26 protein-coding genes are annotated in these 26,145 nt (G+C 72.0%); 7 read left to right on the top strand and 19 right to left on the bottom strand.

What is annotated here, in order from left to right:
• From CSC68_RS00860 to CSC68_RS00850, 3 genes are all read right to left on the bottom strand, one after another.
• Positions 1–1,529 (bottom strand): ATP-binding protein (locus CSC68_RS00860; RefSeq protein WP_246193406.1); only part of this gene is annotated, 1,529 nt, incomplete at its 3' end.
• A 2-nt stretch (positions 1,530–1,531) separates the two neighbouring features.
• Positions 1,532–3,439 carry an EAL domain-containing protein gene (locus tag CSC68_RS00855; RefSeq protein WP_162201618.1) on the bottom strand — a complete coding sequence of 636 codons (1,908 nt, stop codon included), beginning with the start codon at positions 3,437–3,439 and terminating at the stop codon, positions 1,532–1,534.
• 73 nt (positions 3,440–3,512) lie between these two features.
• Complete coding sequence (locus CSC68_RS00850) at positions 3,513–4,097, bottom strand: DUF4126 domain-containing protein (protein ID WP_162201617.1); 585 nt, start codon at positions 4,095–4,097, stop codon at positions 3,513–3,515.
• Positions 4,098–4,211: 114 nt separating this feature from the next.
• On the opposite strand from CSC68_RS00850, the gene CSC68_RS00845 reads away from it, so the two are divergent.
• The 5 genes from CSC68_RS00845 to CSC68_RS00825 are packed head-to-tail and all read left to right on the top strand — an operon-like array spanning position 4,212 to position 7,670.
• Positions 4,212–4,940, top strand: a complete 729-nt coding sequence (locus CSC68_RS00845) for a DUF6776 family protein (protein WP_162201616.1) — start codon at positions 4,212–4,214, stop codon at positions 4,938–4,940.
• A 1-nt stretch (position 4,941) separates the two neighbouring features.
• Positions 4,942–5,415 (top strand): bactofilin family protein, encoded by a 474-nt coding sequence (locus CSC68_RS00840; protein ID WP_162201615.1) that lies wholly within the window; start codon positions 4,942–4,944, stop codon positions 5,413–5,415.
• 31 nt (positions 5,416–5,446) lie between these two features.
• Positions 5,447–5,815, top strand: coding sequence for an iron-sulfur cluster insertion protein ErpA (gene erpA / locus CSC68_RS00835; RefSeq protein ID WP_013534081.1), 369 nt, complete (start codon positions 5,447–5,449; stop codon positions 5,813–5,815).
• Between the two features lie 41 nt (positions 5,816–5,856).
• The gene (gene nudC, locus CSC68_RS00830) at positions 5,857–6,765 is read left to right on the top strand and encodes an NAD(+) diphosphatase (protein WP_162201627.1); all 909 of its coding nucleotides are present in this window, start codon (positions 5,857–5,859) and stop codon (positions 6,763–6,765) included.
• Between the two features lie 11 nt (positions 6,766–6,776).
• The gene (locus CSC68_RS00825) at positions 6,777–7,670 is read left to right on the top strand and encodes a hypothetical protein (protein WP_162201614.1); all 894 of its coding nucleotides are present in this window, start codon (positions 6,777–6,779) and stop codon (positions 7,668–7,670) included.
• 162 nt (positions 7,671–7,832) lie between these two features.
• Here the strand turns inward: CSC68_RS00825 and CSC68_RS00820 are convergent, their stop codons facing one another.
• The 3 genes from CSC68_RS00820 to CSC68_RS00810 form a co-directional block, all read right to left on the bottom strand.
• Positions 7,833–8,246 carry a DUF2752 domain-containing protein gene (locus CSC68_RS00820; protein ID WP_162201613.1) on the bottom strand — a complete coding sequence of 138 codons (414 nt, stop codon included), beginning with the start codon at positions 8,244–8,246 and terminating at the stop codon, positions 7,833–7,835.
• Between the two features lie 3 nt (positions 8,247–8,249).
• A complete protein-coding gene (locus CSC68_RS00815; RefSeq protein ID WP_162201612.1) occupies positions 8,250–8,582 on the bottom strand; it encodes a CD225/dispanin family protein in 333 nt (110 codons plus the stop codon).
• 274 nt (positions 8,583–8,856) lie between these two features.
• A complete protein-coding gene (locus CSC68_RS00810) occupies positions 8,857–10,764 on the bottom strand; it encodes an MFS transporter (RefSeq protein WP_162201611.1) in 1,908 nt (635 codons plus the stop codon).
• Between the two features lie 166 nt (positions 10,765–10,930).
• On the opposite strand from CSC68_RS00810, the gene ygiD reads away from it, so the two are divergent.
• Positions 10,931–11,791 carry a 4,5-DOPA-extradiol-dioxygenase gene (gene ygiD / locus CSC68_RS00805; RefSeq protein ID WP_162201610.1) on the top strand — a complete coding sequence of 287 codons (861 nt, stop codon included), beginning with the start codon at positions 10,931–10,933 and terminating at the stop codon, positions 11,789–11,791.
• 45 nt (positions 11,792–11,836) lie between these two features.
• Positions 11,837–13,144 (top strand): M20 family metallopeptidase, encoded by a 1,308-nt coding sequence (locus tag CSC68_RS00800; protein WP_162201609.1) that lies wholly within the window; start codon positions 11,837–11,839, stop codon positions 13,142–13,144.
• A 4-nt stretch (positions 13,145–13,148) separates the two neighbouring features.
• Here CSC68_RS00800 and CSC68_RS00795 read toward each other — a convergent pair whose 3' ends face one another.
• From CSC68_RS00795 to CSC68_RS00735, 13 genes are all read right to left on the bottom strand, one after another.
• Positions 13,149–14,288, bottom strand: a complete 1,140-nt coding sequence (locus tag CSC68_RS00795) for a pyridoxal phosphate-dependent aminotransferase (protein WP_162201608.1) — start codon at positions 14,286–14,288, stop codon at positions 13,149–13,151.
• Positions 14,289–14,291: 3 nt separating this feature from the next.
• Positions 14,292–15,584, bottom strand: a complete 1,293-nt coding sequence (purD, locus tag CSC68_RS00790) for a phosphoribosylamine--glycine ligase (protein ID WP_162201607.1) — start codon at positions 15,582–15,584, stop codon at positions 14,292–14,294.
• A gap of 99 nt (positions 15,585–15,683) precedes the next feature.
• Positions 15,684–16,190: a GNAT family N-acetyltransferase gene (locus tag CSC68_RS00785; protein ID WP_162201606.1), complete on the bottom strand. Its 507-nt coding sequence runs from the start codon at positions 16,188–16,190 to the stop codon at positions 15,684–15,686.
• Positions 16,191–16,328: 138 nt separating this feature from the next.
• Positions 16,329–17,915, bottom strand: a complete 1,587-nt coding sequence (gene purH / locus CSC68_RS00780; protein ID WP_162201605.1) for a bifunctional phosphoribosylaminoimidazolecarboxamide formyltransferase/IMP cyclohydrolase — start codon at positions 17,913–17,915, stop codon at positions 16,329–16,331.
• A 69-nt stretch (positions 17,916–17,984) separates the two neighbouring features.
• Positions 17,985–18,290, bottom strand: a complete 306-nt coding sequence (gene fis, locus CSC68_RS00775; RefSeq protein WP_246193405.1) for a DNA-binding transcriptional regulator Fis — start codon at positions 18,288–18,290, stop codon at positions 17,985–17,987.
• A gap of 50 nt (positions 18,291–18,340) precedes the next feature.
• Positions 18,341–19,276 carry a DUF3426 domain-containing protein gene (locus tag CSC68_RS00770; protein WP_246193404.1) on the bottom strand — a complete coding sequence of 312 codons (936 nt, stop codon included), beginning with the start codon at positions 19,274–19,276 and terminating at the stop codon, positions 18,341–18,343.
• Positions 19,277–19,327: 51 nt separating this feature from the next.
• Positions 19,328–20,245 (bottom strand): 50S ribosomal protein L11 methyltransferase, encoded by a 918-nt coding sequence (gene prmA, locus CSC68_RS00765; RefSeq protein WP_162201603.1) that lies wholly within the window; start codon positions 20,243–20,245, stop codon positions 19,328–19,330.
• Positions 20,246–20,375: 130 nt separating this feature from the next.
• Positions 20,376–21,743: an acetyl-CoA carboxylase biotin carboxylase subunit gene (gene accC, locus CSC68_RS00760; protein WP_162201602.1), complete on the bottom strand. Its 1,368-nt coding sequence runs from the start codon at positions 21,741–21,743 to the stop codon at positions 20,376–20,378.
• A complete protein-coding gene (locus CSC68_RS00755) occupies positions 21,736–22,170 on the bottom strand; it encodes a four helix bundle protein (RefSeq protein ID WP_162201601.1) in 435 nt (144 codons plus the stop codon). Before CSC68_RS00755 ends, accC begins: the two co-directional genes overlap by 8 nt.
• 28 nt (positions 22,171–22,198) lie before the next feature.
• Entirely contained in the window at positions 22,199–22,684 is a 486-nt protein-coding gene (gene accB, locus CSC68_RS00750) for an acetyl-CoA carboxylase biotin carboxyl carrier protein (protein WP_162201600.1), read from the bottom strand.
• 58 nt (positions 22,685–22,742) lie between these two features.
• The gene (gene aroQ, locus CSC68_RS00745) at positions 22,743–23,183 is read right to left on the bottom strand and encodes a type II 3-dehydroquinate dehydratase (protein ID WP_162201599.1); all 441 of its coding nucleotides are present in this window, start codon (positions 23,181–23,183) and stop codon (positions 22,743–22,745) included.
• Positions 23,184–23,287: 104 nt separating this feature from the next.
• Positions 23,288–23,851, bottom strand: a complete 564-nt coding sequence (locus CSC68_RS00740; protein WP_162201598.1) for a TlpA family protein disulfide reductase — start codon at positions 23,849–23,851, stop codon at positions 23,288–23,290.
• Positions 23,848–26,130: a protein-disulfide reductase DsbD family protein gene (locus CSC68_RS00735; RefSeq protein ID WP_162201597.1), complete on the bottom strand. Its 2,283-nt coding sequence runs from the start codon at positions 26,128–26,130 to the stop codon at positions 23,848–23,850. The genes CSC68_RS00740 and CSC68_RS00735 overlap by 4 nt, the downstream gene beginning before the upstream one ends.
• Between the last annotated feature and the right edge of the window lie 15 nt (positions 26,131–26,145).

Here is a 26,145-nt window from a genome sequence, read left to right as displayed (position 1 = left end):
GCCGGGGTGGCCTGGGCGTTCGTGAGGGCTGGAATGGCTGGCGCGGCCGGGAAGACGACCTGGTCCTGTGCCGGTGCCGGGGCGGCACCGCCACCGGGCGTGCTGGGCCACAGGTTCTGCAGGGCCGTGCGCAGGTCGGCATCGGGCGACTGCCGTGGCAGCAGGCTGGCCCCCTGCCGCAGCTCCTCGGCCACTTCGCCCTCGCCGTGCAGCCACAGCAGGCGCACGTCCGAATAGGCCGGCGTGCGGGTCAGGGCGCGGTGCAGGGCGCGGGCGGTGTGGCGCAGGCCGTCATGGTCGGCCAGTACCGCGCCGTAGCTGGCGCGCGCCTGGCGCGCATGGGCGTCGCCGCGCAGGCGTTCCAGCGCCTCCTGCGGCGACTCGACCGCATCCACGCCGAAGCCCCAGGAGGGCAGCAGCAGGGCCATGCGCTGGCGCAGCCGCGAATCCGGGCTGACCACCAGCACGCGCGCCAGGCTGTCGATCGCCGACGGGTCGCGCTGCAGGTCGCCGACCACTTTCAGCAGCGGGATCTCGAACCAGAAGGTGGCGCCGCGGCCGGGTTCGGACTGCACGCCGATGCGCCCGCCCATCAGGTCGACGATGCGCTTGCAGATCGCCAGGCCCAGGCCGGTGCCGCCGTACAGCCGGGTGGTGGAGGCGTCGGCCTGGCTGAAGGCGCGGAACAGCCGCGCCTGGTTCTCGGGGGTGATGCCGATGCCGGTGTCGCGGACCTCGAAGCGCAGCAGGTGCTGCACCGGGGTCTCGCCGAGGCGGCGCACGGACAGGGTCACGCCGCCGCGCTCGGTGAACTTCACCGCGTTGCCGACCAGGTTGCCCAGCACCTGGCGCAGGCGCACCGGGTCGCCGCGCACCGGCAGGCGCACGTTCGGGTCGATCTCCAGCTCCACGCGCAGGCCCTTGTCCTCGGCCGGGCGCCGCATCAGCTGCAGCATCGCCTCCAGCGGCTCGCGCAGGTTGAAGGTGGTGATCTCCAGCTCCAGGCGGTTCGCCTCGAGCTTGGAGTAGTCGAGGATGTCGTCGACGATCCGCAGCAGCTGCTGCGAGGATTCCTGCGCCGTGCGCAGCATCTCGCGCTGGTCCGGGGCGAGCGGTCCGGCCGCGATCAGGTCCAGCATCGGGATGATGCCGTTGAGCGGCGTGCGGATCTCATGGCTCATCGTGGCCAGGAACTCGCCCTTGGCCAGCGCCGCCGCCTCCGCCGCCTGCTTGGCCTGGAGCAGCTGCTGCTCCAGGGTGTCGTGGCGCTGCAATTCGCGTTGCAGCTGGTTGCGCTCGTGCTCGGCGGTGGCCGCGCGGGCCAGCGCCGAATCCAGCGCGCGGCCCTGCCTGCGGCCGGTGCCCAGGGCCGCGAGCGCGGCCAGCAGGGCAAGCAGCGCCAGTCCGGCGGACAGGACGACCCAGGGCTCGGGCGAACCGCCCAGGGCCAGCAGGAGCCCGGCCAGCGCCGCGGCCGCCGCTCCAGCGGCGATGCCTGGCCAGGGATTGCGAGTCGCCGGTGGGGACATGGCTAGAGCACCGCGTTCTGGAAGTCGAAGTCCAGCTCGGTGCCGACCGAGTGGACCAGGTTGCCCTGGACGAAGTCGATGCCCGCCATCCACATCGTCGCGGCGGCCTGCGGATCCTCGATCTGCTGGCCGATCACCAGCAGGCCGAAGCTGTGCGCCTTGTCGATCACCGCGCGCAGCTCGTCGCGCAGCTTCTGGTCGTTATGCGCACCGGCGAAGCGGCCGGCCATGCGCAGGTAGCCCAGCTGCAGCTGGCCCAGCAGCGCCTCGGCCTCCGGGCCCGGCTCGAACTGGCCCAGGCAGAACTGCACGCCGGACTGGCCCAGGCGGCGGCTGAACTCGCCCAGGGCCACGCTGTGCACCAGCGCATCGCCCAGGCGCAGGTCGATGATCACGGCGCCGCCGTCGATGCCGCGGGCGTCGATGGCCTGCTTCAGCCAGTCGGCGTAGGCCTCGCTGGTGAGCGTGCGCGGCGACTGCGAGACGAACAGCTGCAGCGGGCTGCCCTCGCGGGCGCGGCGGGCGATCAGGTCCAGCGCGTGCTCCATCACCTGCTGGTCCAGGTCGGTGATGCGCCCGCTGGCCTCGGCCGCCGGGATCACCTGGCCGGCCGACAGCACGGTGCCGTCGGCCTGGCGCAGGCGCATCAGCACCTGGTAGCGGGCCTGCTCGCTGCCGGTCACCGCCACCACCGGCTGGTAGGCGAGTTCGATCTCGCCCTCCAGCAGCGCCATCTGCTCCGCGCTCTCCTGGGTGCTGGGCGGCACGTAGCCGGCCACGCCTTCCGGCAGCAGGCGCGCCTGCAGCGCCGCGCGCTCGGTCGCCTCCAGCGCCGCGGCGGCGCTGTCGAAGCCGCCGGGCAGGGCGGCGTGGCCGATCGCGCTGCGCAGCTGCAGTGGCTCGCCCTCGCGCACCTGGAAGGTCTCGGTGGCCAGGCGCGCGCGCAGTTCGGCGCCGATCGGCTGCAGCTGTTCCGGCACCGCGTCGCGGACCAGGGCCAGGAAGGTGTTGTCGTTGAGCCGCGCCAGCGGCGCCGGCGCGGTGATCACGGCCAGGCGGCGGCCGGCCTCGGCCATCAGGCGCTCGAACGCGGCGTAGCCGAAGCGCTCGCGCAGGCTCAGGGCGCCGGCGACCTCGATGAAGAACAGGCCCGCGGTCGAGCCGGCCTGGAGCATCTCGTCCACCTGCTGCAGTAGCCAGCTGCGGGTGGCCAGGCCGGGTTCCGGGTGGCTGCGCAGGGTCTGCACCTGCACCGCCGCGGCCGGGACGGCCGCCAGCTCGCGCTGGGCGCGGGTGCGCTGGATGCGGTTGGCGACCGCGGCGATCAGGTGGCGCGGCCGCACCGGCTTGACCAGGCAGTCGTCGGCACCGGCGGCGAGGACCTCGAACTGGCGATCCGGATCCGGATCGCCGGTGAGGAACACGATCGGCAGCAGCTGGCAGCCCGGCTGCTGGCGCACCAGGGTGGTCAGGCGCTGGCCGTCCACGCCCGGCAGGTGCAGGTCCATCAGGATCAGGTCGGGCTTGAACCGGGTGATGGCCTCGACCATGCCCTCCGGCTGCATGAGGACCTCGGCCTGCATGCCGGCGCCGTGCAGCACGCTCTGCGCGAACAGCGCCTGCGGGCGGTCGTCCTCCACCACCAGGATGCGGTAGGGCGGCTCGTCGGAATGGGCGAGCACCGGCGCCGGCGTGGGTTCCGGTCCGGATGGCGTCGCCACGGCTTCGGCCAGCGGCACCACGGCAGGGCGCGCAGCCGGAGCCGCCGGCGCCGCGGGGGCGGCGTCGGCCGATGTGTCCACGGCATCGCGCGTCCAGCGACGCCAGTAGTGCGGTGGCGGGGTTTCGGCGCGTATGCGCTGGCGCGCAGCCGGGTCCTCCGGCGTGGGCGCAGGATCTCGTGCGGCCATCAATGGGTCCCCTATTGGGCCTGCATTATGTGACCAATCCCTCCATCCGGTACAAGCCTTGACCGTTGCGGGCCTATTGCGGGGCCAGCAGCCGGCGCACGCCGCGCGCCAGGAGGCGCCAGATCCACCACACCGCGGCGGCGCCACAGACGCTGATCCCCACGACGATCGCCAGCGCCAGCCATGGGTGGGCGATGGCCAGGGCCATGCCGCCGACCACGAGGGTGTCCTCGGCGATCGACGCGACCCAGTTGCTGGCCGGCTCCGGCGAGGTGTTGAGCAGGGCCCGGGTGCCGGACTTCAGTGCATGGCTGGCCATCGCCGCGCCGGCGCCGGCGGCCAGTGCCCCGGCGCCCAGGTCGCCGTCCGGGGACAGCGCCGCCGCGGCGAGGAACGCGCCGGCGGGGATGCGGGCGAGGGTCTGCAGCAGGTCCCAGGCCGAATCCACGCCGGGGATCTTGTCGGCGAAGAACTCCGCCAGCGCCAGCGCGCCGGAGGTGCCGAGCACCCACCACGACTGCGTCGCCTGCAGCGCCGGCGGCAGCTCGACCCAGCCCAGGAGTCCGGCCAGGCCCACACCGAACACGGTCAGGTAGGCGCGGATCCCCGCCATCCAGGCCAGGAGCAGGCCGATCACGAAGACATGGGCGTCGGTCATGGAAATCGTCCCGGTGGTGCATGCGGCGGCGCCAGCGGCTGCGTACGCCGACGGACGGATGGTTACACTGCCCGGCCGTCGCCGCAGTATAGGCAGAAACGCCAGACCGCCCCGATGACAGAACCCGCGCCCCGTTTCCGCATTGTTCCGCGCCGCCGTGGCTCGGAGCGCACCTGGAAGATCGCCATCGCCGCGGCCTGGCTGCTCAGCCTGGCGGTCGTCGGCCTGGTTTCCACCCGCCTGGCCGCGCCCGGCCTGCAGTACGCGCGCGAGGCCTCGCGCCAGGCCCAGCGGGAGGCCGAGCAGCGCCAGCGCCAGCTCGAGGAGCTGAACCAGCGGGTGGTGACGCTGGAGCGCTCGGACCAGATCAGCCGCGCGGCCAACACCGAGCTGCAGGCCTCGCTGGCCGAGCGCGACGAGGAGATCGCCGCGCTGCGCGCGGACGTGGCCTTCTACGAGCGCCTGGTCGGTTCCACCAGCCAGCGCAAGGGCCTGAGCGTGCACTCGATCGAGTTCGCGCCGGAGGAGGGGGGCACCTGGCGCTACCGGGCGGTGCTGACCCAGAACCTGAACCGTGGCGCGATCAGCCAGGGCCAGATGCGCTTCACCATCGAAGGCGTGCGCGACGGCAAGCTGGCCAGCATCGGCTGGGAGGAGCTCCTGCAGCGCGGCGATGCGGCCGGACAGGCGTATTCCTTCCGTTATTTCCAGGAACTGGACGGCAGCGTGATGCTGCCCAGGGATTTCACGCCGCAACGTGTGAGAGTCTTGCTGCGCGGCAACGGGGGCAATGCCGAGCAGACTTTCGACTGGAAGACCACCGCTAGCGGGGGAGGCAGGTAACGTGTTTGGAAACAAGAAATCCAGCCAGCGCAACGGCTACACCATCGACACCCTGATCGGCCCGGACGTCGTGATCCGGGGCGACATGGACTTCAGCGGCGGCCTGTACGTGGAAGGCCGCATCGAAGGCCGGGTGCAGGCCATCGAGGGCAAGCCGGCCAGCCTGGTGCTGGCGGAGAGCGGCTCCATCGACGGGCATATCCAGGCCCCGGTGGTGGTGATCAACGGCACCGTGCGCGGCGACGTGCATGCCGCCGAGCGGGTGGAGCTGGCCCAGCAGGCCCGCGTGGAGGGCGACGTCCACTACGCGGTCGTGGAGATGAATGCGGGCGCCCAGCTCACCGGACGCCTGGTCCATTCCCCACCCAAGGCCCAGCGCGCCCTGCCGGCGCCGGAGCAGGCCGGCGAGCAGGCCAGCGGCGTGAAGAAGGACAAGGCCGGCGCCAAGAGCGCGATGGCCGCCGCCGAGGCTTGAACGGGGCGCCCGGCGCCCCCATGCTGGCGGCATGATTCCGCTTCCCACAGTTCCCAGCTACCAGCAGCTGGACCAGCCGCTGCGCTTCAGCAGTGCCGCCGCGGCCAAGGTCCGCGAGCTGATCTCCGAAGAAGGCAATGCCGACCTCAAGCTGAGGGTGTACATCCAGGGCGGCGGCTGTTCCGGCTTCCAGTACGGCTTCGAGTTCGACGAGAACCAGGCCGAGGACGACATGGCCGTGGCCACCGACGGGGTGACCCTGCTGGTGGATCCGCTCAGCCTGCAGTACCTGATGGGCGCCGAGGTCGACTACAGCGAGGGGCTCAGCGGCGCGCAGTTCGTGATCCGCAACCCCAACGCCAAGACGACCTGCGGCTGCGGCAGCAGCTTCAGCGTCTGAGCCGGCCGGAGGGCATGCCGGTGGCCACGACCGCCGAGGCCATGCTGTCCGGATACGCCTTCGGCGATGCCGGGCTGGACCGGTCCGATGCGCTGCGCGGCGACGCCGCCGCGCTCGCCGGGCTTTGGCCGGACGCGCGTGTCCGGCTGCTGGATGCCGACGGCCGCGCCGCCGCCGATGCCGACGGCCAGCCGTTGCGGCGGTCCGGCGCGCAGCTTGGCGGGCATTCCAGCGAAGCGATCTTCCTCGGCATCGACCCGGGCGGGCAGGCCCACTACGCCTTGCAGGCGCCGGCCGGCCTGGACGTGCCACGCTGGATCGACCTGCGCCGGGCGGCCACGTCGTGGTCGCCGACGGTGGCAGGCGCCTTCGCCTACGCCCGCGGGATGCTGCACTGGCGCGCGCGCAGCCGGCATTGCGGCGCCTGCGGCCAGCGCCTGGAATTCCAGCGCGGCGGCTTCGTCGGGCACTGCCCCGGCTGCGGCAGCGACCACTACCCGCGGGTCGATCCGGCCGTGATCGTGGCCGTCGGCGACGGCGAGCGGCTGCTGCTTGGACGGCAGCCCGGCTGGGTACCCGGGCGCTGGTCGGTGCTGGCCGGTTTCGTCGAGCCCGGCGAGACGCCGGAGCAGGCGGTGGCACGCGAGGTGCACGAGGAGACCGGGGTACGGGTGCTCCATTGCCGCTACCTGGCCGCCCAGCCCTGGCCCTTCCCCGGGTCGCTGATGCTGGGTTACATCGCCCGCGGGGAACCGGCCCTGCCGCGGCTCGACGGCGAGCTGGAGGCGGCGCGCTGGTTCACCCGCGAGGAGGTTGGCCAGGCATTGGCCCGCGGCGAGGACGCCAGCACGGGCCCGATCATGCCGTCGGCGCTGTCGATCGCCCGCGCGCTGGTCGAATACTGGTACGCCGAGGGCACCCCGGCGGCATCGCCGGCTAGTATCGGCTGACGGAGGGCTCCATGTTCACGACCCTGGTCGCGGTGATCATCGCGCTGGTGCTGGGCCACGTGGCACCGGCGGTGATGGCGCCGCTGCGCAGCTACCGCTGGTACGCGCACTGGCAGGACTGGCTCGCCACGCACCTGGCGGACGGGGGACCGTGGCGCACCCGCTGGGGCATCGCGCTGGCCGTGCTGCCCCCGGTGCTGCTGGTCCTGCTCGTGCAGCTGAGCCTGGGCCGGATGCTCTACGGATTGCCCGGCGTGCTGTTCGGCATCGTCGTGCTGGTACTGGCCTGGGGGCCGCGTGACCTGGACGTGGACGTGGAGGCCGTGCTGGACGCCGATGAGGCGTCCACCCGCCGCGCCCGGCTCGACCAGCTTGCGCCCGAGCCCGGCGTGGCGGTGGCCGAGGGCCCAGGGCTGTCGGCGGTGGTCGTGCGCAGCGCGCTGCGGCGCTGGTTCGCCGTGCTGTTCTGGTTCCTGCTGCTTGGCCCGGCCGGCGCGGTGCTCTACCGCCTGCTGGAGCGCACCGCGTTCGGTGGCCATGTCGGGCACCTGCCGCCGGAAAACGCCGCCGGCGTGGCGTGGCTGCTGCGCTGGATGGAGTGGCCGGTGGCGCAACTGATGACCCTGGCACTGGCCCTGGCAGGCAACTTCGACCTGGTCACCCGCGCATGGCGCGCTGCCGGTGGCGCGCGCTGGAATCCCGAAAGCGGGTTCCTGGAAGCGGCCGCGCGCACGGCGGTCGGGCGCGAACTGGCCGAGGAGGCCGAAGAGGATCTCGAGGCCGGTCGCCTGCCCTTGCGGGGCGACATGCCCGAGCTGCGCGACGCCATGAACCTGGTATGGCGGATGCTGCTGCTGTGGCTGGCGTTGCTGGCCCTGCTGGTGATCGCAGGCTGGGTGGGCTGAACCGCGCCGCGTCGCGGTACCTGGCGCCCGCCACCGCGCCAGCAACCTAAACGGGAAGCACGGCAGGTTGCGCGCCACCTGCGCCAGGCAGGCACCCGGGTGCTGGCCACGCCGAACGCGTCGCTACGCGCCTGCGACCTCACCGCCTGGGCTGGCGTTGCCCTAGGCCGGTGCGAGCAGCGTGAACGGAAACCACGGAAGGTTCCGCAGGATCCAGTACCCCGGCAGCAGCACCAGCCAGACCTTCGGCTCCAGCACCCAGCGCATGGCCGGAGCCAGCAGCCGCGGCTGCCAGCCGCCGGACCAGGCCACCATCAGCGGAGCCAGCGCGAGCACGGTCACGCCCAGCGGGTTCATCGCGAACGCCCGGGGCAGGTCTCCGTGGACCAGCGCGTGCATGGCCCGGGTCAGGCCGCAGCCGATGCAGAACCAGCCGGTGAAGGCGCGGAACATGCACGGTGGGAACGGATTGCCGGCCACGTTGGGATCGTAGGTGCGCAACAGCCAGAAACCGGCGCCGGCCGCGAGCGCGGCCGACGCCAGCATCGCGATCCGCAGGGGTCGCGACAGGGCCATGGATCAGCCCTGCATCTGTTCCATCATCTGCTGGTATTCGGCCATGCCGCCGCTGGTGAAGAAGTAGATGCTCCACAGCAGGCCGATGATGGCCAGGGCGGTGGTGACCCAGCACCAGGTCTTGGCATTGGCCGAGGCGCGGCGAGCGCCTTCGATGTCGCCCTGGTTGAGCAGCGTGTTGACCTTGCTGGAGAACACGATCGCCACGATGCCGACCAGGCCCAGCGGGCAGCACAGGCAGGTTGCCAGCACCGTGGAGATGATCGACCAGGCCAGGTGGTTGGGTACCGGTCCGTGCACGGGTGCGGCGTTCGGCGGCGGTGGGACGTAGCTCATCTGCATGCTCCAGCAGGGAATGAAAGCCGTGACGCCGGCTTGCGCGTGGCGGTGCTGGCGGGTGATGCGCCAGCCTGCCTGGGAACGGGAAACCGCCGGGCGGCCGCAGCGACGCCGGCCGGCGGAGGCCGGGATGCGCTCCTGACAGGCGCAGATGGCATCGCGTCCATGCTCGTCGTGCATCCCCCCCGGACAACCTGGCAAGCCTAACCGACCGGCAGGCGCCGGCAAAGGCGCCGCCCGGGCAGGCGTGGCCCGGAGGGCGCCTCCGGCTTCAGGCCGCGTCGCCGCGAAGCCCTCTCACCCTGGTTTCCAGCGCCCCGGCCGTCACCAGGCCGTGCAGCGGCGCCTCGGCCACCACCTCGACCCGTGCGCGCAGGCGGCGCGGCACGCGCATGCGGCCCAGGCGCGAGTCGCGGCGGCTCCACATGCTGGCCCACATCCCGCGCAGCGCCATCGGCACCACCGGCACCGGGCGCCCGGCCGCGGCGGCGCGTTCCAGGATCCGTTCCACGCCGGACCTGAACGGCGCGATCTCCCCGTCCTTCGTCAGCGCGCCCTCGGGGAAGATGCACACCAGCTCGCCCTCGGCCAGCGCAGCGTCGATGGCGTCGAACGCGCGCTGCATGCGTTCGGGATCCTCGCGTGCGCCGGCGATGGGGATGGCGCGCGCGGTGCGGAAGATCCAGCTCATCACCGGGATGTCGAAGATCCGGTAGTACATGACGAAGCGCACCGGGCGCGGGATGCTCGCGGCCAGGATCAGCGCATCCATGTAGCTGACGTGGTTGCACACGATAACCGCCGCGCCCTCGTCCGGCACGTGTTCCTCCACGCCGCGCACGCGCAGACGGTACAGCGCCCGCACCAGCACCCAGCTGAGGAAGCGCATCAGGAACTCGGGTACCAGGGCGAAGATCCACGCCGCCACCAGCACGTTGGCGATGGCCAGGGCCAGGAACAGCTGCGGGCTGCTCCAGCCCAGCATGCCCGCGCCGAGGCCCACCACCGCCGCCAGGACGATGAAGCCGGAGTTCTGGATGTTCAGCGCGGCGAACACCCGCGACATGCGCGAGGACGGCGTGCGGCTCTGGATCAGGGCGAACAGCGGCACCACGAAGAAGCCGGTGAACACGCCGATGCCCAGCAGGTCGACGACGATGCGCAGGCTGCCGGGCTGGGCCAGGAAGCCGGCCACGTCCAGCCCGGTGACGGGCGCCGCGCCGGGGCGGGCGAAGTACAGGTCCAGCAGGAACGCGCTCATGCCGGCCGCGCCCAGCGGCACCAGGCCGATCTCCACGGTGCGCGCCGACAGCTTCTCGCACAGCAGCGAGCCGGTGCCGGTGCCAACCGAGAACAGCGCCAGCACGAAGATGTAGAGCGTGGCCGAGCCGGAGGCGCCGCCAAGGTTGAGTTCGGCGTAGGCGGGCAGCTGCGAGGTGATGATGGTGCCGAAGAACCAGAACCAGGACACGCCGAGGATGGCGTTGCGTACCGCCGGCTGGGCGCGCGCCATGCGCAGCACCGCCAGCGATTCCGGCAGCGGGTTCCAGCCGATCTTCAGGTCCGGCGCGCCGGCATCCACCCGCGGGATCAGGCGCGCCACCAGGTTGCCGGCGATGGCCAGCGCCACGATCGCCGCGGCCGCCGCCTCCGGCCCATGGGCGCCGGCGACCTGGAAGATCAGGCCGCCGGTGATCATGCCGCCGAGGATCGAGATCGAGGTGCCCATCTCGACCAGGCCGTTTCCGCCGGTCAGCTCCTCGGGCTTGAGGATGGCCGGCAGCACCGAGTACTTCACCGGACCGAACAGGGTCGACTGCAGGCCGGTGCAGAACAGCGCCACCAGCAGCAGCGGCATCGACTGCAGCAGGAAACCCACCGCCGCCAGCGACATGATCGCGATCTCCATGCTGGTGGTGATCACGATCAGGCGCTGCTTCTCCAGCTTTTCGGCCACCTGCCCGGCGATGGCCGAGAACAGGAAGTAGGGCACGATGAAGATCGCCGGGGCGATGACCGCGTAGGTCGAGCGCTCCTCGGCGCTGACGCCGAGGAAGAACAGCAGGCCGATGATCGCCTGGCGGTAGACGTTGTCGTTGAAGGCGCCGAGCGCCTGGACGATGAAGTAGGGCAGGAAACGGCGCTGGGTCAGCAGCGCGAACTGGCTGTGGGCGGCCATGCGGCTCTCCGCGGGACTGGCGCGGAGCCTAGCAGAGCGCATGGCCGCGGTGGATGCCGCCGGTCCCCGCAACCGGGGGCCGGGAACGATCCGTTGCGCGGGTCCCTGCGCCATGCCGGCGTTGCGGGCTTAAAGTGGCCCGGATCCCCGCACGACGGAGTCCGACGTGGACGCCAACGCCCTGATGCCGGCCGCCTTCCTCGGACACGGCAGCCCGATGAACGCGCTGGAGCGCAACCGCTACACCGAAGCCTGGCGCGCCTTCGGCGCGGACTCGCCGCGGCCGCGCGCGATCCTGGCGGTGTCGGCGCACTGGTACGTCAATGCCACTGCGGTCACCGCCATGCCCCGGCCGCGCACCATCCACGATTTCTACGGCTTTCCCCAGGCGCTGTTCGACGTGCAGTACCCGGCGCCGGGCCTGCCGGACCTGGTGGAGGAGGTCGCGGACGCGGTGGCGCCCGACCAGGTCGGCGCCGACCTGGATGGCTGGGGCCTGGACCACGGCACCTGGTCGGTGCTGGTGCACGCCTTCCCGAAGGCGGACGTGCCGGTGGTGCAGCTGTCGATCGACGCGCGCAGGCCGCCGGAATGGCACCTGGCGCTCGGCGCGAAGCTGGCCAAGCTGCGTTCGCGCGGGGTCATGGTGATCGGCAGCGGCAACGTGGTGCACAACCTGCGCGCGATCGACTGGCACCAGCCCGATGGTGCGTTCGACTGGACCCGGCGCTTCGAGGAAGCCGCGCGGGAACTGATGCTGGAGCGTCCGCACGAGGTGCCGTCGCTGGTCGCGCATCCGGACTACCGGCTGGCCGTACCCAGCCCCGACCACTTCCTGCCGCTGCTGTACATCGCCGGCCTGGCGGCCGCGGCCGGGCATCCGCCACGGCCGCTGGTGGAGGGCTATGCCTACGGTTCGCTGTCGATGACCTCGTACGGCGTGGACAGCCATGCCGCGGGCATCGGGGAGGGGCTGGGCGCGGCCCCGATCGAGACCTCGCTGCCGCCGGAACAGGCCAACGTCTAGCGCGTGGCGGCTACCATCGGGCGTCCCCACGACGGAGCCGCGCGCATGAAGCCCCTGGTCCTGCACTGCCTGCTGGCCGCCCTGCTGGGCGTGGCCTTGCCTGCCGCCGCGGGCGACGCCTCCGTCGCCGCGACCGCGGCGCGGGCGCAGTACCCGGCGATGGTGGAGTGGCGGCGCGACTTCCACCGCCATCCGGAGCTGGGCGGACACGAAACCCGCACCGCTGCCGCCATCGCCCGCGAGCTGCGCGCGCTGGGACTGGAGCCGCGCACCGGCATCGCCCGCACCGGCGTGGCCGCGGTCCTGCGCGGTGGCAAACCCGGTCCGCGCATCGCCCTGCGCGCGGACATGGACGCGCTCCCCGTGGAGGAGGCCACCGGCCTGCCGTTCGCCTCCACCGTGCGCTCGACCTATCGCGGCCAGCCGGTGGGCGTGATGCACGCCTGCGGCCACGACCTGCACGTGGCGATCCTGCTGGGCGTGGCCCGCGCGCTGGCAGAACGCCGGCAGGAACTGGCCGGCGAGGTGATGTTCGTGTTCCAGCCTTCGGAGGAAGGTCCCGACGAACCGGGCGCGCCGTTCGGCGCGCGGTTGATGCTGGACGAGGGGCTGTGGAAGGACTTCCGCCCGGAGGCAGTGTTCGGCCTGCACGTGTGGTCCGCGCTGCAGGTGGGCCAGGTCGGCTTCCGCAGCGGGCCGTTGCTGGCCAGCGCCGACGAGTGGGCCCTGACGGTGCGTGGCCGCCAGACCCATGGTTCGCGGCCGTGGGATGGCGTCGATCCGATCACGGTGGCTGCGCAGATCCTGCTGGGCACCCAGAGCATGATCGCGCGCCAGGTGAACATCGCCAGCACGCCGGTGGTGCTGACCGCGGGCCAGTTCAACGCCGGCGTGCGCTTCAACATCATCCCGGACGAGGCGAAGCTGGTCGGTACCTTGCGCACCTTCGACCCGGCCGTGCGCGAGGACGTGATCGCGCGCTTCGAACGCATCGCCAGCGACTACGCGCACGCCGCCGGCGCCACCGCGAGGCTGGAGGTGGTGAACACCGCGCCGGCCACGATCAACGAACCGCAGCTGGCGCGACGCGTGCTGGCCTCGCTGCAGGCGGCTGCCGGCGCCTCCGGCGTGGTGGAGATGCCGCTGCAGACCATCGCCGAGGACTTCTCGCAGTTCGCCAACGAGGTGCCGGGCGCGTTCTTCCTGGTCGGCACCACGCCGGCCGGGCAGGATCCGGCGAAGGCGCCGATCAACCACTCGCCGCACTACGCGCCGGACGAGGCGGCGCTGGAGCATGGCGCGAAGGCGATGCTGCAGGTGGTGCTGGACTACCTGGGCGGCGCGCCCGGCTGAGCCCTCAGCGGCTGCGCGGCTGCGCCGCGAACCACGGCCGCAGCCGCCGCAGCGCCTCCTCCACGTGCACCGTGGCCGGGGCGAAGCTGAAGCGGATGAAGCGGTGGCCATCGACGGGGTCGAAGTCCACGCCCGGGGCCAGGGCCACGCCGGTGTCCTCGAGGATGCGCCGGCACAGCCCGAGGCTGTCGTCGGCCAGGTGGGCCACGTCGGCCCAGATGTAGAACGCGCCGTCGGGCGGGGCGATGCGCTCCAGGCCCAGGTCGGGCAGCGCCTCCAGCAGCAGCTGGCGGTTGCGCGCGTAGGTGGCGCGATGGCCTTCCAGCTCCTCCGTGCAGTCCATCGCCACCAGCGCGGCCTGCTGGCTGGGCGAGGGCGGGGTCAGGAAAAGGTTGCCGGCATAGGCACGCGCGGTGTCCACGTGCGACGGCGGCACCAGCAGCCAGCCCAGGCGCCAGTCCACCATCGAGTAGTACTTCGAATAGCTGTTCACCACCATCGCGTCCGGCGCGTATTGCAGGATCGAGTGCGCCGGCCGCGTGTAGTGCAGGCCGTGGTAGATCTCGTCCGACAGCAGGACGATGCCGCGCTGCCGGCACACGTCCGCGATGGCGCGCAGCTCGCCGGGTTCGATGATGGTGCCGGTGGGATTGGCCGGACTGGCGAGGATGACGCCGGCCGGTGCAGGATCCAGCGCGGCGATCGCCGCCGCGGTGAGCTGGTAGCGGCTTTCCGGTCCGCAGCCGATCTCCACCGGTTGCAGGCGCGCGGCGATGGCGGTGTTGCGGTAGGCGATGTAGCCGGGGCGGGCGGAGGCGGTGCGGTCGCCGGCCTCGAGGCGGGACAGCATCGCCAGCAGCAGCGCCGGCGATGCGCCGCAGGTGAGGACGACCTGCGCCGGATCCACTTCCACGCCGTAGGCGTCGCGGTAGTGGCGGGCGATGCGGGCCCGCAGCGGCACGCTCTCCCAGTAGCCGGGCGGATCGCGGTCGAGCCCCTCGCGCACCGCCGCCAGTGCCGCGGCCGGCGCCGGCGTGGAAGGCTGGCCGAACTCCATGTGCACCACGGAGCGGCCCTGGGCCTCCAGCGCACGCGCCAGCTGGCTGATGGCGATCGCGCGGAACGGCTCGACCCGGCCGGCCATGGCTCAGTTGGCCTGCTCGCGGGCGATCGCGCGCCAGCCGATGTCGCGGCGGCAGAAGGCGTGTTCCCAGCGGATCGCGTCCACCCCGGTATAGGCGCGGCGCTGGGCGTCGGCCACGCTGCCGCCCAGCGCGGTCACGCACAGTACGCGGCCGCCGGCGCTGACGACCTTGCCGTCGGCATCCAGCGCGGTGCCGGCATGGAACACCTTGACGTCGGCGGGCACCGCGTCGAGACCGCTGATGGCCTCGCCCGTCACAGGCGACTCCGGATACGGACGCGCGGCGATCACCACGCCCAGCGAGGGCCGCGGATCCCACTGCGCCTGGACCTCGTGCAGGCGGCCGTCGATCGCCGCCTCGACCAGGTCCAGCAGGTCCGACTGCAGGCGCAGCATCACCGGCTGGGTTTCCGGGTCGCCGAAGCGCACGTTGAACTCGATCACCTTCGGCGCGCCGGAGGCATCGATCATCAGCCCGGCGTAGAGGAAGCCGGTGAACGGGATGCCGTCGGCAGCCATGCCGGCCACGGTTGGCTCCACCACCTCGCGCATGATCCGCGCGTGCACGTCGGGGGTGACCACCGGCGCCGGCGAGTACGCGCCCATGCCGCCGGTGTTGGGGCCGGTATCGCCATCGCCCACGCGCTTGTGGTCCTGCGAGGTGGCCATCGGCAGCGCCGTCTTCCCGTCCACCATCGAGATGAAGCTGGCTTCCTCGCCCTCGAGGAATTCCTCGATCACCACGCGTGCGCCGGCATCGCCGAAGGCATTGCCCGAGAGCATGTCGCGCACCGCGGCCTCGGCTTCCTCGAGGGTCATGGCGACAATCACGCCCTTGCCGGCGGCCAGACCGTCGGCCTTGACCACGATCGGTGCGCCCTTTTCGCGGATGTAGGCGAGGGCCGCGTCGACCTGGGTGTGGACGGCGTAGAACGCGGTCGGGATGCCGTGGCGGGCGAGGAAGTCCTTGGCGAAGGCCTTGCTGCCTTCCAGCTGCGCGGCCGCGGCGGTGGGGCCGAAGATGCGCAGGCCGGCTTCGCGGAAGCGGTCGACCACGCCGGCCACCAGCGGCACCTCGGGGCCAACCACGGTCACCGCCACGCCTTCGTCGCGCGCAAGCTGCAGCAGGCCATCGAGGTCGGTGACCTTGACCGCGGCATTGCGGCACTTGCCCTCGGAGGCGGTGCCGGCATTGCCCGGGGCGACGATCACTTCGCTGACGCGCGGCGACTGCGCGAGCTTCCACGCCAGCGCGTGCTCGCGCCCGCCGGAACCGATGACCAGGACCTTGCTCATGTAGGGAGGAAATCGCGGGAAAGGGAACGCAATTCTAGCCTGAGCGCCGCGCCGGACTCCGCGCCGGCGGCGCTTTCGCCGGCAACCACCGCCAGCCGGTCAGGGCTTTTCCTGTTGGCCGAAGGCCGGATGCAGCACGACCTCGCCGGCCGATGCGGCGTCGGTGAAGCGCAGCGCCTGGAACATGCCTTCCGGCGCCCCGGGCAGGGTCAGCAGCGGATCGGCGACGAAGCCGAAGCGCCCGTAGTAGGCCGGATCGCCCAGGACCACGCAGCCGTTGGCCTCGCGCTCCTGCAGCGCGCGCAGGCCGGCATGGACCAGGGCGCTGCCGACGCCGCGCCCCGGGTCGGACGGGTCCACCGCCAGCGGGCCGAGCACATACCAGGCGTCACCGTCGCGCGACGGTCGCGCGGGGGAAAAGGCGACATGGCCGGCGACGCGGCCGTCGATGTCGGCCACCAGCGAGACCGCAAGGGCGTGGTCCAGGCGCAGGGTGTCGACGGTGCGGGTTTCCAGCCGGCCCTCGCCGGGCGCATCGGCGAAGGCCCTGCGCAGCACGTTGCAGATGGCGTCGATGTCGTCCGGACCTTCCTCGCGGATCCACATGGGGGCTCCCTCCCGTTGGCGTGTTGGCGGCCATCCTGGGACCGGGGCGGCGAACGCCGGGTGATGCCTGCGGACGAAAGCAAAACGGCCGCGCCCCGGAGGGGCGCGGCCGCTGCCATGCGCGATGCCGCCCTTGTGTCAGTGGCGGAAGTGACGCACGCCGGTGAACACCATGGCGATGCCGTGCTCGTCGGCCGCGGCGATCACCTCGGCGTCGCGCATCGAGCCGCCCGGCTGGATCACCGCCTTGATGCCGGCGGCGGCGGCGGCGTCAATGCCGTCGCGGAACGGGAAGAACGCATCGGAGGCCATCACCGAGCCCTCGACCACCAGGCCGGCGTCGGCGGCCTTGATGCCGGCGATGCGCGCCGAGTACACGCGGCTCATCTGCCCGGCGCCCACGCCCACGGTGCGGCTGTCCTTCGCGTAGACGATGGCGTTGGACTTGACGAACTTGGCCACCTTCCACGCGAACAGCAGGTCGGCGAACTGGGCATCCGTCGGCGCCAGCTTCGTCACCACCTTCAGCTCGTCGCGGGTGACCACGCGGTCGTCGGCGGTCTGCATCAGCAGGCCCGAGCCAACGCGCTTGAGGTCGATGAAGCCCGGCGACGGCGGCGCCATCGGGATGCGCAGCACGCGCACGTTGGCCTTCTTCGTCGCGTACTCCAGCGCGCCGGCATCGTATTCCGGCGCCAGCAGCACCTCGACGAACTGGCGGTCGAGGATGGTCTTGGCCGTGGCCGCATCCAGCGGGCGGTTGAAGGCGAGGATGCCGCCGAAGGCGCTGGTCGGGTCGGTGGCGTAGGCCAGCTCGTAGGCCTCGCCGACGTTGGCCGCCACGGCCACGCCGCAGGGATTGGCGTGCTTGACGATCACGCAGGCCGGGGCGTCGAACTGGCGCACGCATTCCCAGGCCGCGTCGGCGTCGGCGATGTTGTTGTAGCTCAGCTCCTTGCCCTGCAGCTGCTTGAAGGTGGCCAGCGAACCCGGCGCCGGATGCAGGTCGCGGTAGAACGCGGCCTGCTGGTGCGGATTCTCGCCGTAGCGCAGGTCCATGACCTTGATGAAGTTGCCGTTGGACTGGGCCGAGAAGGCGGTGCGCACCGGCACCTCGGCGCTGGTGTCGGTCACGGCCGACAGGTAGTTGCTGATCGCCGCGTCGTACTGGGCCACGCGGTTGAATGCGGCCACCGACAGGGCGAAGCGGGTCGCCGCCGAGAGCCGGCCGTCGTTGGCTTCCAGTTCGGCCAGCAGGCCGGCGTACTGGTCAGGCGAGGTGGCCACCGCGACCCGGGCGAAGTTCTTGGCCGCCGAGCGCAGCATCGCCGGGCCGCCGATGTCGATGTTCTCCACCGCGTCGGCCAGGGTGCAGTCGGCCTTCGCCGTCACCTGCTCGAACGGATACAGGTTGAGCACCAGCAGGTCGATCGCGCCGATGCCGTGCTGGGCCATCACCGCGTCGTCGATGCCGGCGCGGCCGAGCAGGCCGCCATGCACGACCGGGTGCAGGGTCTTGACCCGGCCATCCATCATTTCCGGGAAGCCGGTCACTTCGGACACGTCCCTGACCTGCAGTCCGGCCTCGCGGATGGCGCGGGCGGTGCCGCCGGTGGACAGCAGTTCGATGCCGCGCGCGGCCAGGGCGCGGGCGAGGTCGATCAGGCCGGTCTTGTCGGAAACGGACAGCAGTGCCCGGCGCACGGGCAGGAGGTCGGCAGTCATGGGTGGCGGCAGGTGCGGGAAAGAGGCGGAATTATAGCCGCCACCCCGGCACGGGCCGCCCGGTGGGGCTCAGACCAGCCCGTAGTCCTTGAGCTTCTTGCGCAGGGTCGCGCGGTGGATCCCCAGCAGGGCCGCGGCGCGGCTCTGGTTGCCGTCGCAGTGGTTGAGCACTTCAACGAACAGCGGGATCTCCATCTCGCGCAGCACGATCTCGTAGACGTCGTTGGCTTCCACCCCGTCCAGGTCGCGCAGGTAGCGCCTGACCGACTGCGCCACGTGCTCGCGGAGCGGCTGGCGGGAGGCGGGGCGGCCGGCGTCGGCGCGGGAGGAAGCGTTCTGCTGCACGTGGGATTCCGTCAGGTGATGCGCGTGCATCGAGCGGGTTGGGGAGTCTAGCGCGGCCTTCCGGTCGCTGCCATTGGACGTCAGTGGAACCTGAAGGCAAAGGCGACCGTCCCCGGCGCCGGTTCCTGCACCACGAAGGTGATCTGGGCGCTCTGTCCCGGTGCAAGCAGCCCGTCCGGAGGCTGGCCCAGGTACTGCTCGGGCGCGAACACACCGTCGCCGGTGGTGCGGCCGTCGGCGTCCGACAGCGACAGCTGCAGCGTGGGCCATGGCTGGGCCCAGCGCGCGTCGTTGCGGAAGGTGGCATCCACCCGCAGGGTGCCGGAGGCCTGGCCCGGGCGCACGCTGCGCTCGACCATGGTGAATGCGGTGGGTTCGTGCCAGGCGGGCAGGGTGCAATGCAGCAGGCCACAGGCCTGCAGCAGCAGCGGACGCCAGTCCGGATCGGCGGCCAGCCGCGCGCGATCGGCCAGCAGGATCTGCAGTCCCAGCAGCAGGCCCAGGAGGGCGATCAGCAGCCACTGCCAGTAGCCGCGCAGTGCGTGCGCCCTGGTGCCGGTGCGCGCCGCCACGGGCGGTTTGGCGGCAGGCGCGGCGGCAGCCGGCGCCGGCTCCGGTGCGACGACGGACGGTGCTTCGGCGGCGATCGCCGGCTCCGCGGCGACCGGTTCCGGTTCCGCCGCGGGCTCCGTTTCCGCAACGGGCGTGGCCAGCGCTGGGACCGGGGCGTCCGAAGCCGGTTCGACGCCCGTGCCGGCGGTTGGGACGGGGTGCGGTCCGGCGGGCAGTTCCACGTCCCCGGCCGCCGGTGGCTCGTCATCGAGCAGGGTCGCCAGCGCGGGTGCCGGCGTCGCGGGTGTATCCGGCGTGGCGGGCGGCGCGTCCGCCGGCGCAGGCGCGGCAGCCTGCGCGGCACCCGCCGCCATCGGCTTGCCGCAGCGCGGGCAGGTCTCCGGGCGCGGCTGGCCGGACAGGTGGGTGACCAGGAAGTCGCAGTGCGGGCAGGCGGGGAACATGCCCGCTATTCAACCATGCGCCCGCCGATCGCGCAGGCGGGCCTGGTCGCCTCAGCGACGCACGCCGTCGATCCGCACCCAGTCGCCGTCGACGGCCACCTGCAGCTCTTCGAACCATGCCGCGTAGCGCTCCAGCAGCTCGTCTTCCTGGCCCTGGAGGATGCCGGACAGGGCGATGCGCCCGCCCGGGGCCACGCGCGCGGCCAGCACCTCGGCCAGGGCGTCCAGCGCCGAGGCCAGGATGTTGGCCACCACCACCGGGTAGGTCGCTACCGGTTCGTCGTCCGGCAGGTAGACGGCAAGCCTGCCGTCGACTTCGTTGCGCAGCGCGTTGTCGAGCGAGGCCTGCACCGCCTGCGGGTCGTTGTCCACGCCCACCGCCTGCGCGGCGCCGAGTTTCAGTGCGGCCAGGGCCAGGATGCCCGAGCCGCAGCCGAAGTCGAGCACGCGCGCGCCCTGCAGCAGGCCGCTGCCGGCCAGCCCGTCCAGCCAGCGCAGGCACAGCGCGGTGGTCGGGTGGGTGCCGGAGCCGAAGGCCAGGCCCGGGTCCAGGCGCACCACCGCGGCATCGGCCACGTCGGCCTCCGCCGGCAGCTCGTGGTTCCACGGCACGATCCAGGTGCGCTCGCCGAAGCGCATCGGCTGGAACTGGTCCAGCCACACGCGCTCCCAGTCCTGGTCCTCGACCGTGCGGAACGAGGCCGAGCTCCAGTCCAGCGAGGGATCGAAGGATTCCAGCGCCGCCAGCAGGGCCAGCGCATCGGCGTCGGCGTCGAACAGCGCAGTCAGCACCAGCGACTTCCAGACCGGCGTCTCGCCCACGCCCGGCTCGAGGATGGCACGCTCGTTGGGGGTGTCGGCATCGGCGTCGAGCAGGGTGACCGACAGCGCGCCCACGTCCTCCAGCGCGCGCTCGTAGCGCGGCTGCTCGGCCTCGGTGCTGCGCAGGCTAAGTTCAAGGTAGGGCATGGGCGTGGACGGTTGCTGTACGGGGGCGCGATTGTCTCACGCGGGGCCTGCGGCGACCTCAAAAAGGAAAGGGCCGGCATGGCCGGCCCAGGCGCCACCTGCCCGGCGCGCCGCGCCGGGCCGGTTGTCCTCACCCCAGCGCGATCGACTGGTTCTTGCGCTCGGCCAGGCGCTTTTCCAGGTAGTGGATGTTCTGGCCACCGGCCTGGAAGCCCTTGTCGCGCATGATCCGCTGCTGCAGCGGGATGTTGGTCTTGATGCCGTCGACCACCATCTCGCTCAGGGCCACGCGCATGCGGCAGATCGCGGTCTCGCGGTCCGGGGCGTGCACGATCAGCTTGCCGATCATCGAGTCGTAGTTCGGCGGCACGCGGTAACCCTCGTAGATGTGGGTGTCCACGCGCACGCCCGGGCCGCCCGGGGCGTGGAAGTGCTGGATCAGGCCGGGGCTGGGGAAGAAGGTCTCCGGGTCCTCGGCGTTGATGCGGCACTCGATGGCGTGGCCGTTGAGCACCACTTCCTCCTGGCGGATGCGCAGCTTGTGGCCGGCGGCGATGCGCAGCTGCTCGGCCACCAGGTCGATGCCGGTGACCATCTCGGTGACCGGATGCTCCACCTGGATGCGGGTGTTCATCTCGATGAAGTAGAAGCGGCCGTTCTCGTACAGGAACTCGAACGTGCCGGCGCCGCGGTAGCCGATGCGGATGCAGGCCTCGACGCAGACCTTGCCGATCTCCGCGCGCTGCTCCGGGGTGATGCCCGGGGCCGGCGCTTCCTCGACCACCTTCTGGTGGCGGCGCTGCATCGAGCAGTCGCGCTCGCCGAGGTGGATGGCGTTGCCCTGGCCGTCGGCCAGCACCTGGATCTCCACGTGGCGCGGATTCTCCAGGTACTTCTCCATGTACACCTCGCCGTTGCCGAAGGCCGCCTTGGCCTCGGTCTTGGTCGTGGTGATGGCGGTGGCCAGCGCGGCCTCGGCGTGGACCACGCGCATGCCGCGGCCGCCGCCGCCGCCGGCGGCCTTGATGATCACCGGGTAGCCGATCTCGCGGGCGATCTTCGCGTTGGTGACGACGTCGTCGCCCAGCGGCCCGCCGGAGCCGGGCACGCAGGGAACGCCGGCGGCCTTCATCGCGCGGATCGCCTCGACCTTGTCGCCCATCAGGCGGATGGTGTCGGCCTTGGGCCCGATGAAGATGAAGCCGGACTGCTCCACGCGCTCGGCGAAGTCCGCGTTCTCGGACAGGAAGCCGTAGCCGGGATGGATGGCCTGGGCATCGGTCACCTCGGCGGCGGCGATGATCGAGGCCATGTTGAGGTAGCTGTCGGTGGACGGCGCCGGACCGATGCAGACCGACTCGTCGGCCATGGCGACGTGCTTGAGGTTGCGGTCGACCGTGGAATGCACGGCGACGGTGCGGATGCCCAGCGCGTGGCAGGCGCGCAGGATCCGCAACGCGATTTCGCCACGATTGGCGATTACGACTTTATCAAGCATGGGATTGGGGATTCGAGATTGGGGATTCGTAGGAGGCGCCCGGATCGCGAACGGTTCGCGTGGTGTCGAGCGAGCGGATCAATGCATTGAGTCGGGAGAACGTGCGATCGAGCTGGTCGTTGGTTTCGGCGTCGTGTTCGCAGTAGCCCAGGCGCTCGGCGATCTCCAGCTGGGTACCGATTTCGGCGAGGGAGCCTCGTGCCATGGACAGGAAGCGCAGGTATTCGGCGGTCGAGCGACGGGCGCCGCCCTCCGCGATGTTCGACGGTACGCTTACCGCCGCCCTGCGCAACTGCATGCTGAGGCCGAGTCGTTCCTCTTGCGGGAAACGGGCCGTGATCCGATAGATCGACTCGACCAGCGCCATCGCGTCGCGCCATGCGTCCAGGCGCTCGTGGGGTCGCTGCTTTTGCGAATCACGAATCACGAATCCCGAATCCCGTCGTGATCGGCGTTTAGCCGATCACGAACAACGGCTGGTCGAACTCGATCGGCTGGCCGCTTTCGCACAGGATCGCGACCACGGTGCCGGAAACGTCGGCCTCGATCGGGTTGAACATCTTCATCGCCTCGATGATGCCCAGGGTCTCGCCGGCCTTGACCTGCTGGCCGACGGTGACGAAGGCCGGCTTGTCCGGTGCCGGGGCGGCGTAGAAGGTGCCGACCATCGGCGCGCGCACCACGTGGCCCGGGGGCAGGTCGCTGCCCGGCTTGGGGGTGCCGCCGGTGGCGGCCTCGACCGGCGAGCTCATCGGCATCGGCGCGGCCGCCGGGGCCGCGGCGGGGGAGCGCACTTCCAGGGCGGCGGCCGGGGCGGCCACGGCGACGCCCTGCGGGATGCGCGACAGGCGCACGCTTTCCTCGCCTTCCTTGATCTCGATTTCGGCGAGGTTGGATTCTTCCAGCAGGTCGATGAGCTTCTTGATCTTGCGCAGGTCCATGGTGGCCTCTGTGTGGGGCGTCCGCGGCGCGGACGCGTTGCAACGGGAAAGCGAAGGCTCAGGCGGGCAGCCGCGCCACCGCCGCGTCGAGGGCGTAGCGGTAGCTGTCGGCGCCGAAGCCGCAGACCACGCCGACGGCCTTGTCGCTGAAGTAGCTGTGCTGGCGGAACGGTTCGCGGGCGTGCGGGTTGGAAAGGTGGATCTCGATGAACGGGATCGCCACCGCGGCCAGGGCGTCGCGCAGGGCGACGGAGGTGTGGGTGAAGGCGGCGGGATTGATCAGGATGAAGGCCGTGCCGTCCTGGCGGGCGGCCTGGACCCGGTCCACCAGCGCGTGCTCGGCGTTGGACTGGAAGGACTCCAGCGCATGGCCTGCCGCCGCGGCCCGCTGGGCCAGGTCGGCATCGATGTCCGCCAGCGTGGTGCGGCCATAGACCTCCGGCTCGCGGGTGCCGAGCAGGTTGAGGTTGGGGCCGTGCAGGACGAGCAGTTTGGCCATGGGTGGGTGCGGAACCGGAAAGGGCGGCAGTCTGGAGGATGGCGCCTTTACTGTCCAGTTCGACGAAGATGAAGGCGTTTCAAGTGTATGTTTGAATCCGGCCGTCATTCGCCGCCGGGGCGCGCCCAGCTTTCGATTTCGCCGGGGGCGAAAGGCCCCAGCTTCTGCCGCACCACCCGGCGTTGCGCGTCCAGCAGCACGCTGTAGGGCAGCAGGCCGCGCGTGTTGCCGAGCAGGACGCTGGCGTCGGCCGGCCCGGGACTGTCGAGCAGGATCGGGTATCCAACAGGCACCTGGCGCAGGAAGGCGCGCACGGCGTCCACCTCGTCCAGCGCCAGTCCGACCACCTGGACGCCATCGTCGCCCTGGGTTTCGGCGAAACCCTGCAGCTCCGGCATCTCCGCGACGCAGGGCCCGCACCAGCTTGCCCAGACGTTGACCAGCAGGGGGCGCCCCGGCGCGATGGCGGCAAGTTCGACGATGTTGCCCTCCAGGTCCGGGAGCCGGATGGGCTCGGGACGTTCGCCCGGTGCGGCCACGCGAACGCCTTCGGGTACGGGCATCGGCGGCGGCAGGTCCGGCTGGCGGGACTCGTACCAGGCGCCCGCGCCCAGGCCCAGCACGGCGGCGCAGGCGGCCGCCAGCACCAGGCGCAGGCCCGGCTTCATCGCGCCGCCGCCCGCAGCAGGGCGTCCTCGACCACGGCCGAGGTCAGCACCGGCGGCAGCACCGCCGGAGGGGCGCCCGGTCCGTACACCACGTACAGCGGCACGCCCACTGCGTTGTGCGCCTCAAGGAAGGCGCTGATGGCCGGATCGGCATTGGTCCAGTCGCCACGCATGTAGACAGCGCCGGTGCGTGCCAGCAGCTCGCCGAACCCGTCTCTGGCCAGCACGTTGCGCTCGTTGGCCTTGCAGGTCACGCACCAGTCGGCGGTCATGTTCACGAACACGACGCGATCCTCGGCGCGCAGCCGGTCCAGCTCGGCGGCCGAGTACGGCACCGCGGCGCCATGCGCCGTCGCGGCGCTGGCCGGTGTCAGGCGGGTGACGCCCCATACCGGGGCCAGCGCCGCCGCCGCCAGCAGCAGTGCCAGCAGGGCCGCCGGCCGCCGCCCGCGCCAGCGGCTGCGTTCGAACCACCACAGCGCCAGCGCCAGCACCGCGGCGCCGGCCAGGACCATGGCGATCGCGTCCACGCCGCGCTGGCGTCCGAGCACCCACAGCAGCCACACCGCGGTCAGGTACATCGGGTAGGCCAGCACCTGCTTGACCGTCTCCATCCATGCGCCGGGCCGCGGCAGCCGCCGCGCCAGTCCGGGCACGAAGCCGATCAGAAGGAACGGCAGCGCTAGGCCCAGGCCCAGCACCAGGAAGACCAGCATCCCGGCGGCGGCCGGCGCGGCGAAGGCGTAGGCCAGCGCGGGGCCCATGAACGGGGCGATGCACGGGCTGGCCACCACGCAGGCGAGCACGCCGGTCAGGAAATCGCCGGCCGGTCCGCTGCGGTTGGCGGCCAGTCCGCCGCCGATGCCGGTGCCGAGGGTGTACACCCCCGACAGGCTCAGGCCCACGGCGAACATGAGATAGGCCAGCGCCGCCACGAACCACGGCTGCTGCAGCTGGAAGCCCCAGCCCGCCGCCTGGCCGGCGGCGCGCAGCGCCACCACCAGCGCGCCGACCGCGGCGAAGGCCACCAGCACGCCGGCCGTGTACCAGAGTGCGTGGGCGCGGGCCCGTTCCCGGCTTTCGCCACTCTGTGCCAGGCCCAGGGCCTTGAGCGAAAGCACCGGCAGGACGCAGGGCATCAGGTTCAGCACCAGGCCGCCGACCAGGGCCAGCAGCAAGGCACCGGCCAGGGTGCCGCCGACGCGGGCGGTCGCGGCGGCGGCGCGGGGGCGCCCGGGGTTGCCGGCGGACGCGTCGGGTGCGGGCTCGGCCGCGTCCATGCCGTCCGCGGCGGCCTCGCCACCGGCCGCGGTGGGCGCATCCGTTCCGGCGTCGGCCGGGGCCGCGGACAGCGCCGCCGGCTGCGGCAGCACGTTGCCCGCGGGCAGGTCCACCGGGATGCGGCGGGTCATCGGCGGATAGCAGATGCCTCCGTCCTGGCAGCCCTGGAAGGTCACGACGAGGGTCGCGGTTGCCGCCTCGGGGCGCGTGCGCATGACCGGCACGGCCACCTCGGTCGGCTCGAAGTACACGGTGACGTCGCCGAAATGCTCGTCGCGGTGGGCGGTGCCCGCCGGCCAGCGCGGGCGGCCGGTGGACAGGCCCGGCGCGTCCTCCAGCGCGAAGCGGGTCATGTCGCGGTAGATGTAGTAGCCCTCGACCGGCTGCAGGCGTACGCGCAGGCGGTTGCCGCCATCGGCCACGGCGCCCACCGCGAAGGCCTGGCTCTCCGGCAGCGCGCCGCCCACGCCGGCGAGCGCCGCGGCCAGCCGCCCGCGGCCGGGACCGCCGGACTGGCGCGTCCCGGCCTGCCCGGCGGCAGGCAGGCGCACCTGGACCTGGCGGGTCTGCGGCGGATAGCAGATGCCTGCGTCGGCGCAGCCCTGATAGCGGATCTGCAGGTCGGCCGTGGCCGTCGTCCCGGTGGGCTGGCCGTCGAGGATGGCCACCAGGCTGCCGCGGTAGGTCTCGACCGGGCCGAAGAACTCGTCCACGTGGCGCTCGCCGGCCGGCAGCCGCAGGTTGCCGCCGATGAAGCCGCCGCTGGCGCTCACCGAGGTGCGGTGCCGATAGAGGTAGTAACCCTCTGCGATCTTCCAGTGGATCTCGATCCGGCCCGGCTCGGGCGCGGTGGCGGTGAGGACGAAGGCCTGGTCCACCGGCAGCAGCTCGGATTCGTCGATGGCGGCGTGGGCGCCGGCAAAGGGCGCCAGCCAGGCCAGCAGCACCAGGAGCAGGCCGGGGAGTCGCCGGGCCGGCAGGGGGCGGTTCGGGGTCATGCAGGGCTTTCCGGA

The organism is Pseudoxanthomonas suwonensis (assembly GCF_010093235.1).
In the GTDB taxonomy this organism is placed as follows: domain Bacteria; phylum Pseudomonadota; class Gammaproteobacteria; order Xanthomonadales; family Xanthomonadaceae; genus Pseudoxanthomonas; species Pseudoxanthomonas suwonensis.
The sequence above is the reverse complement of the archived record's forward strand: the minus strand, read 5'-3'. Positions and strand labels throughout refer to the sequence as shown.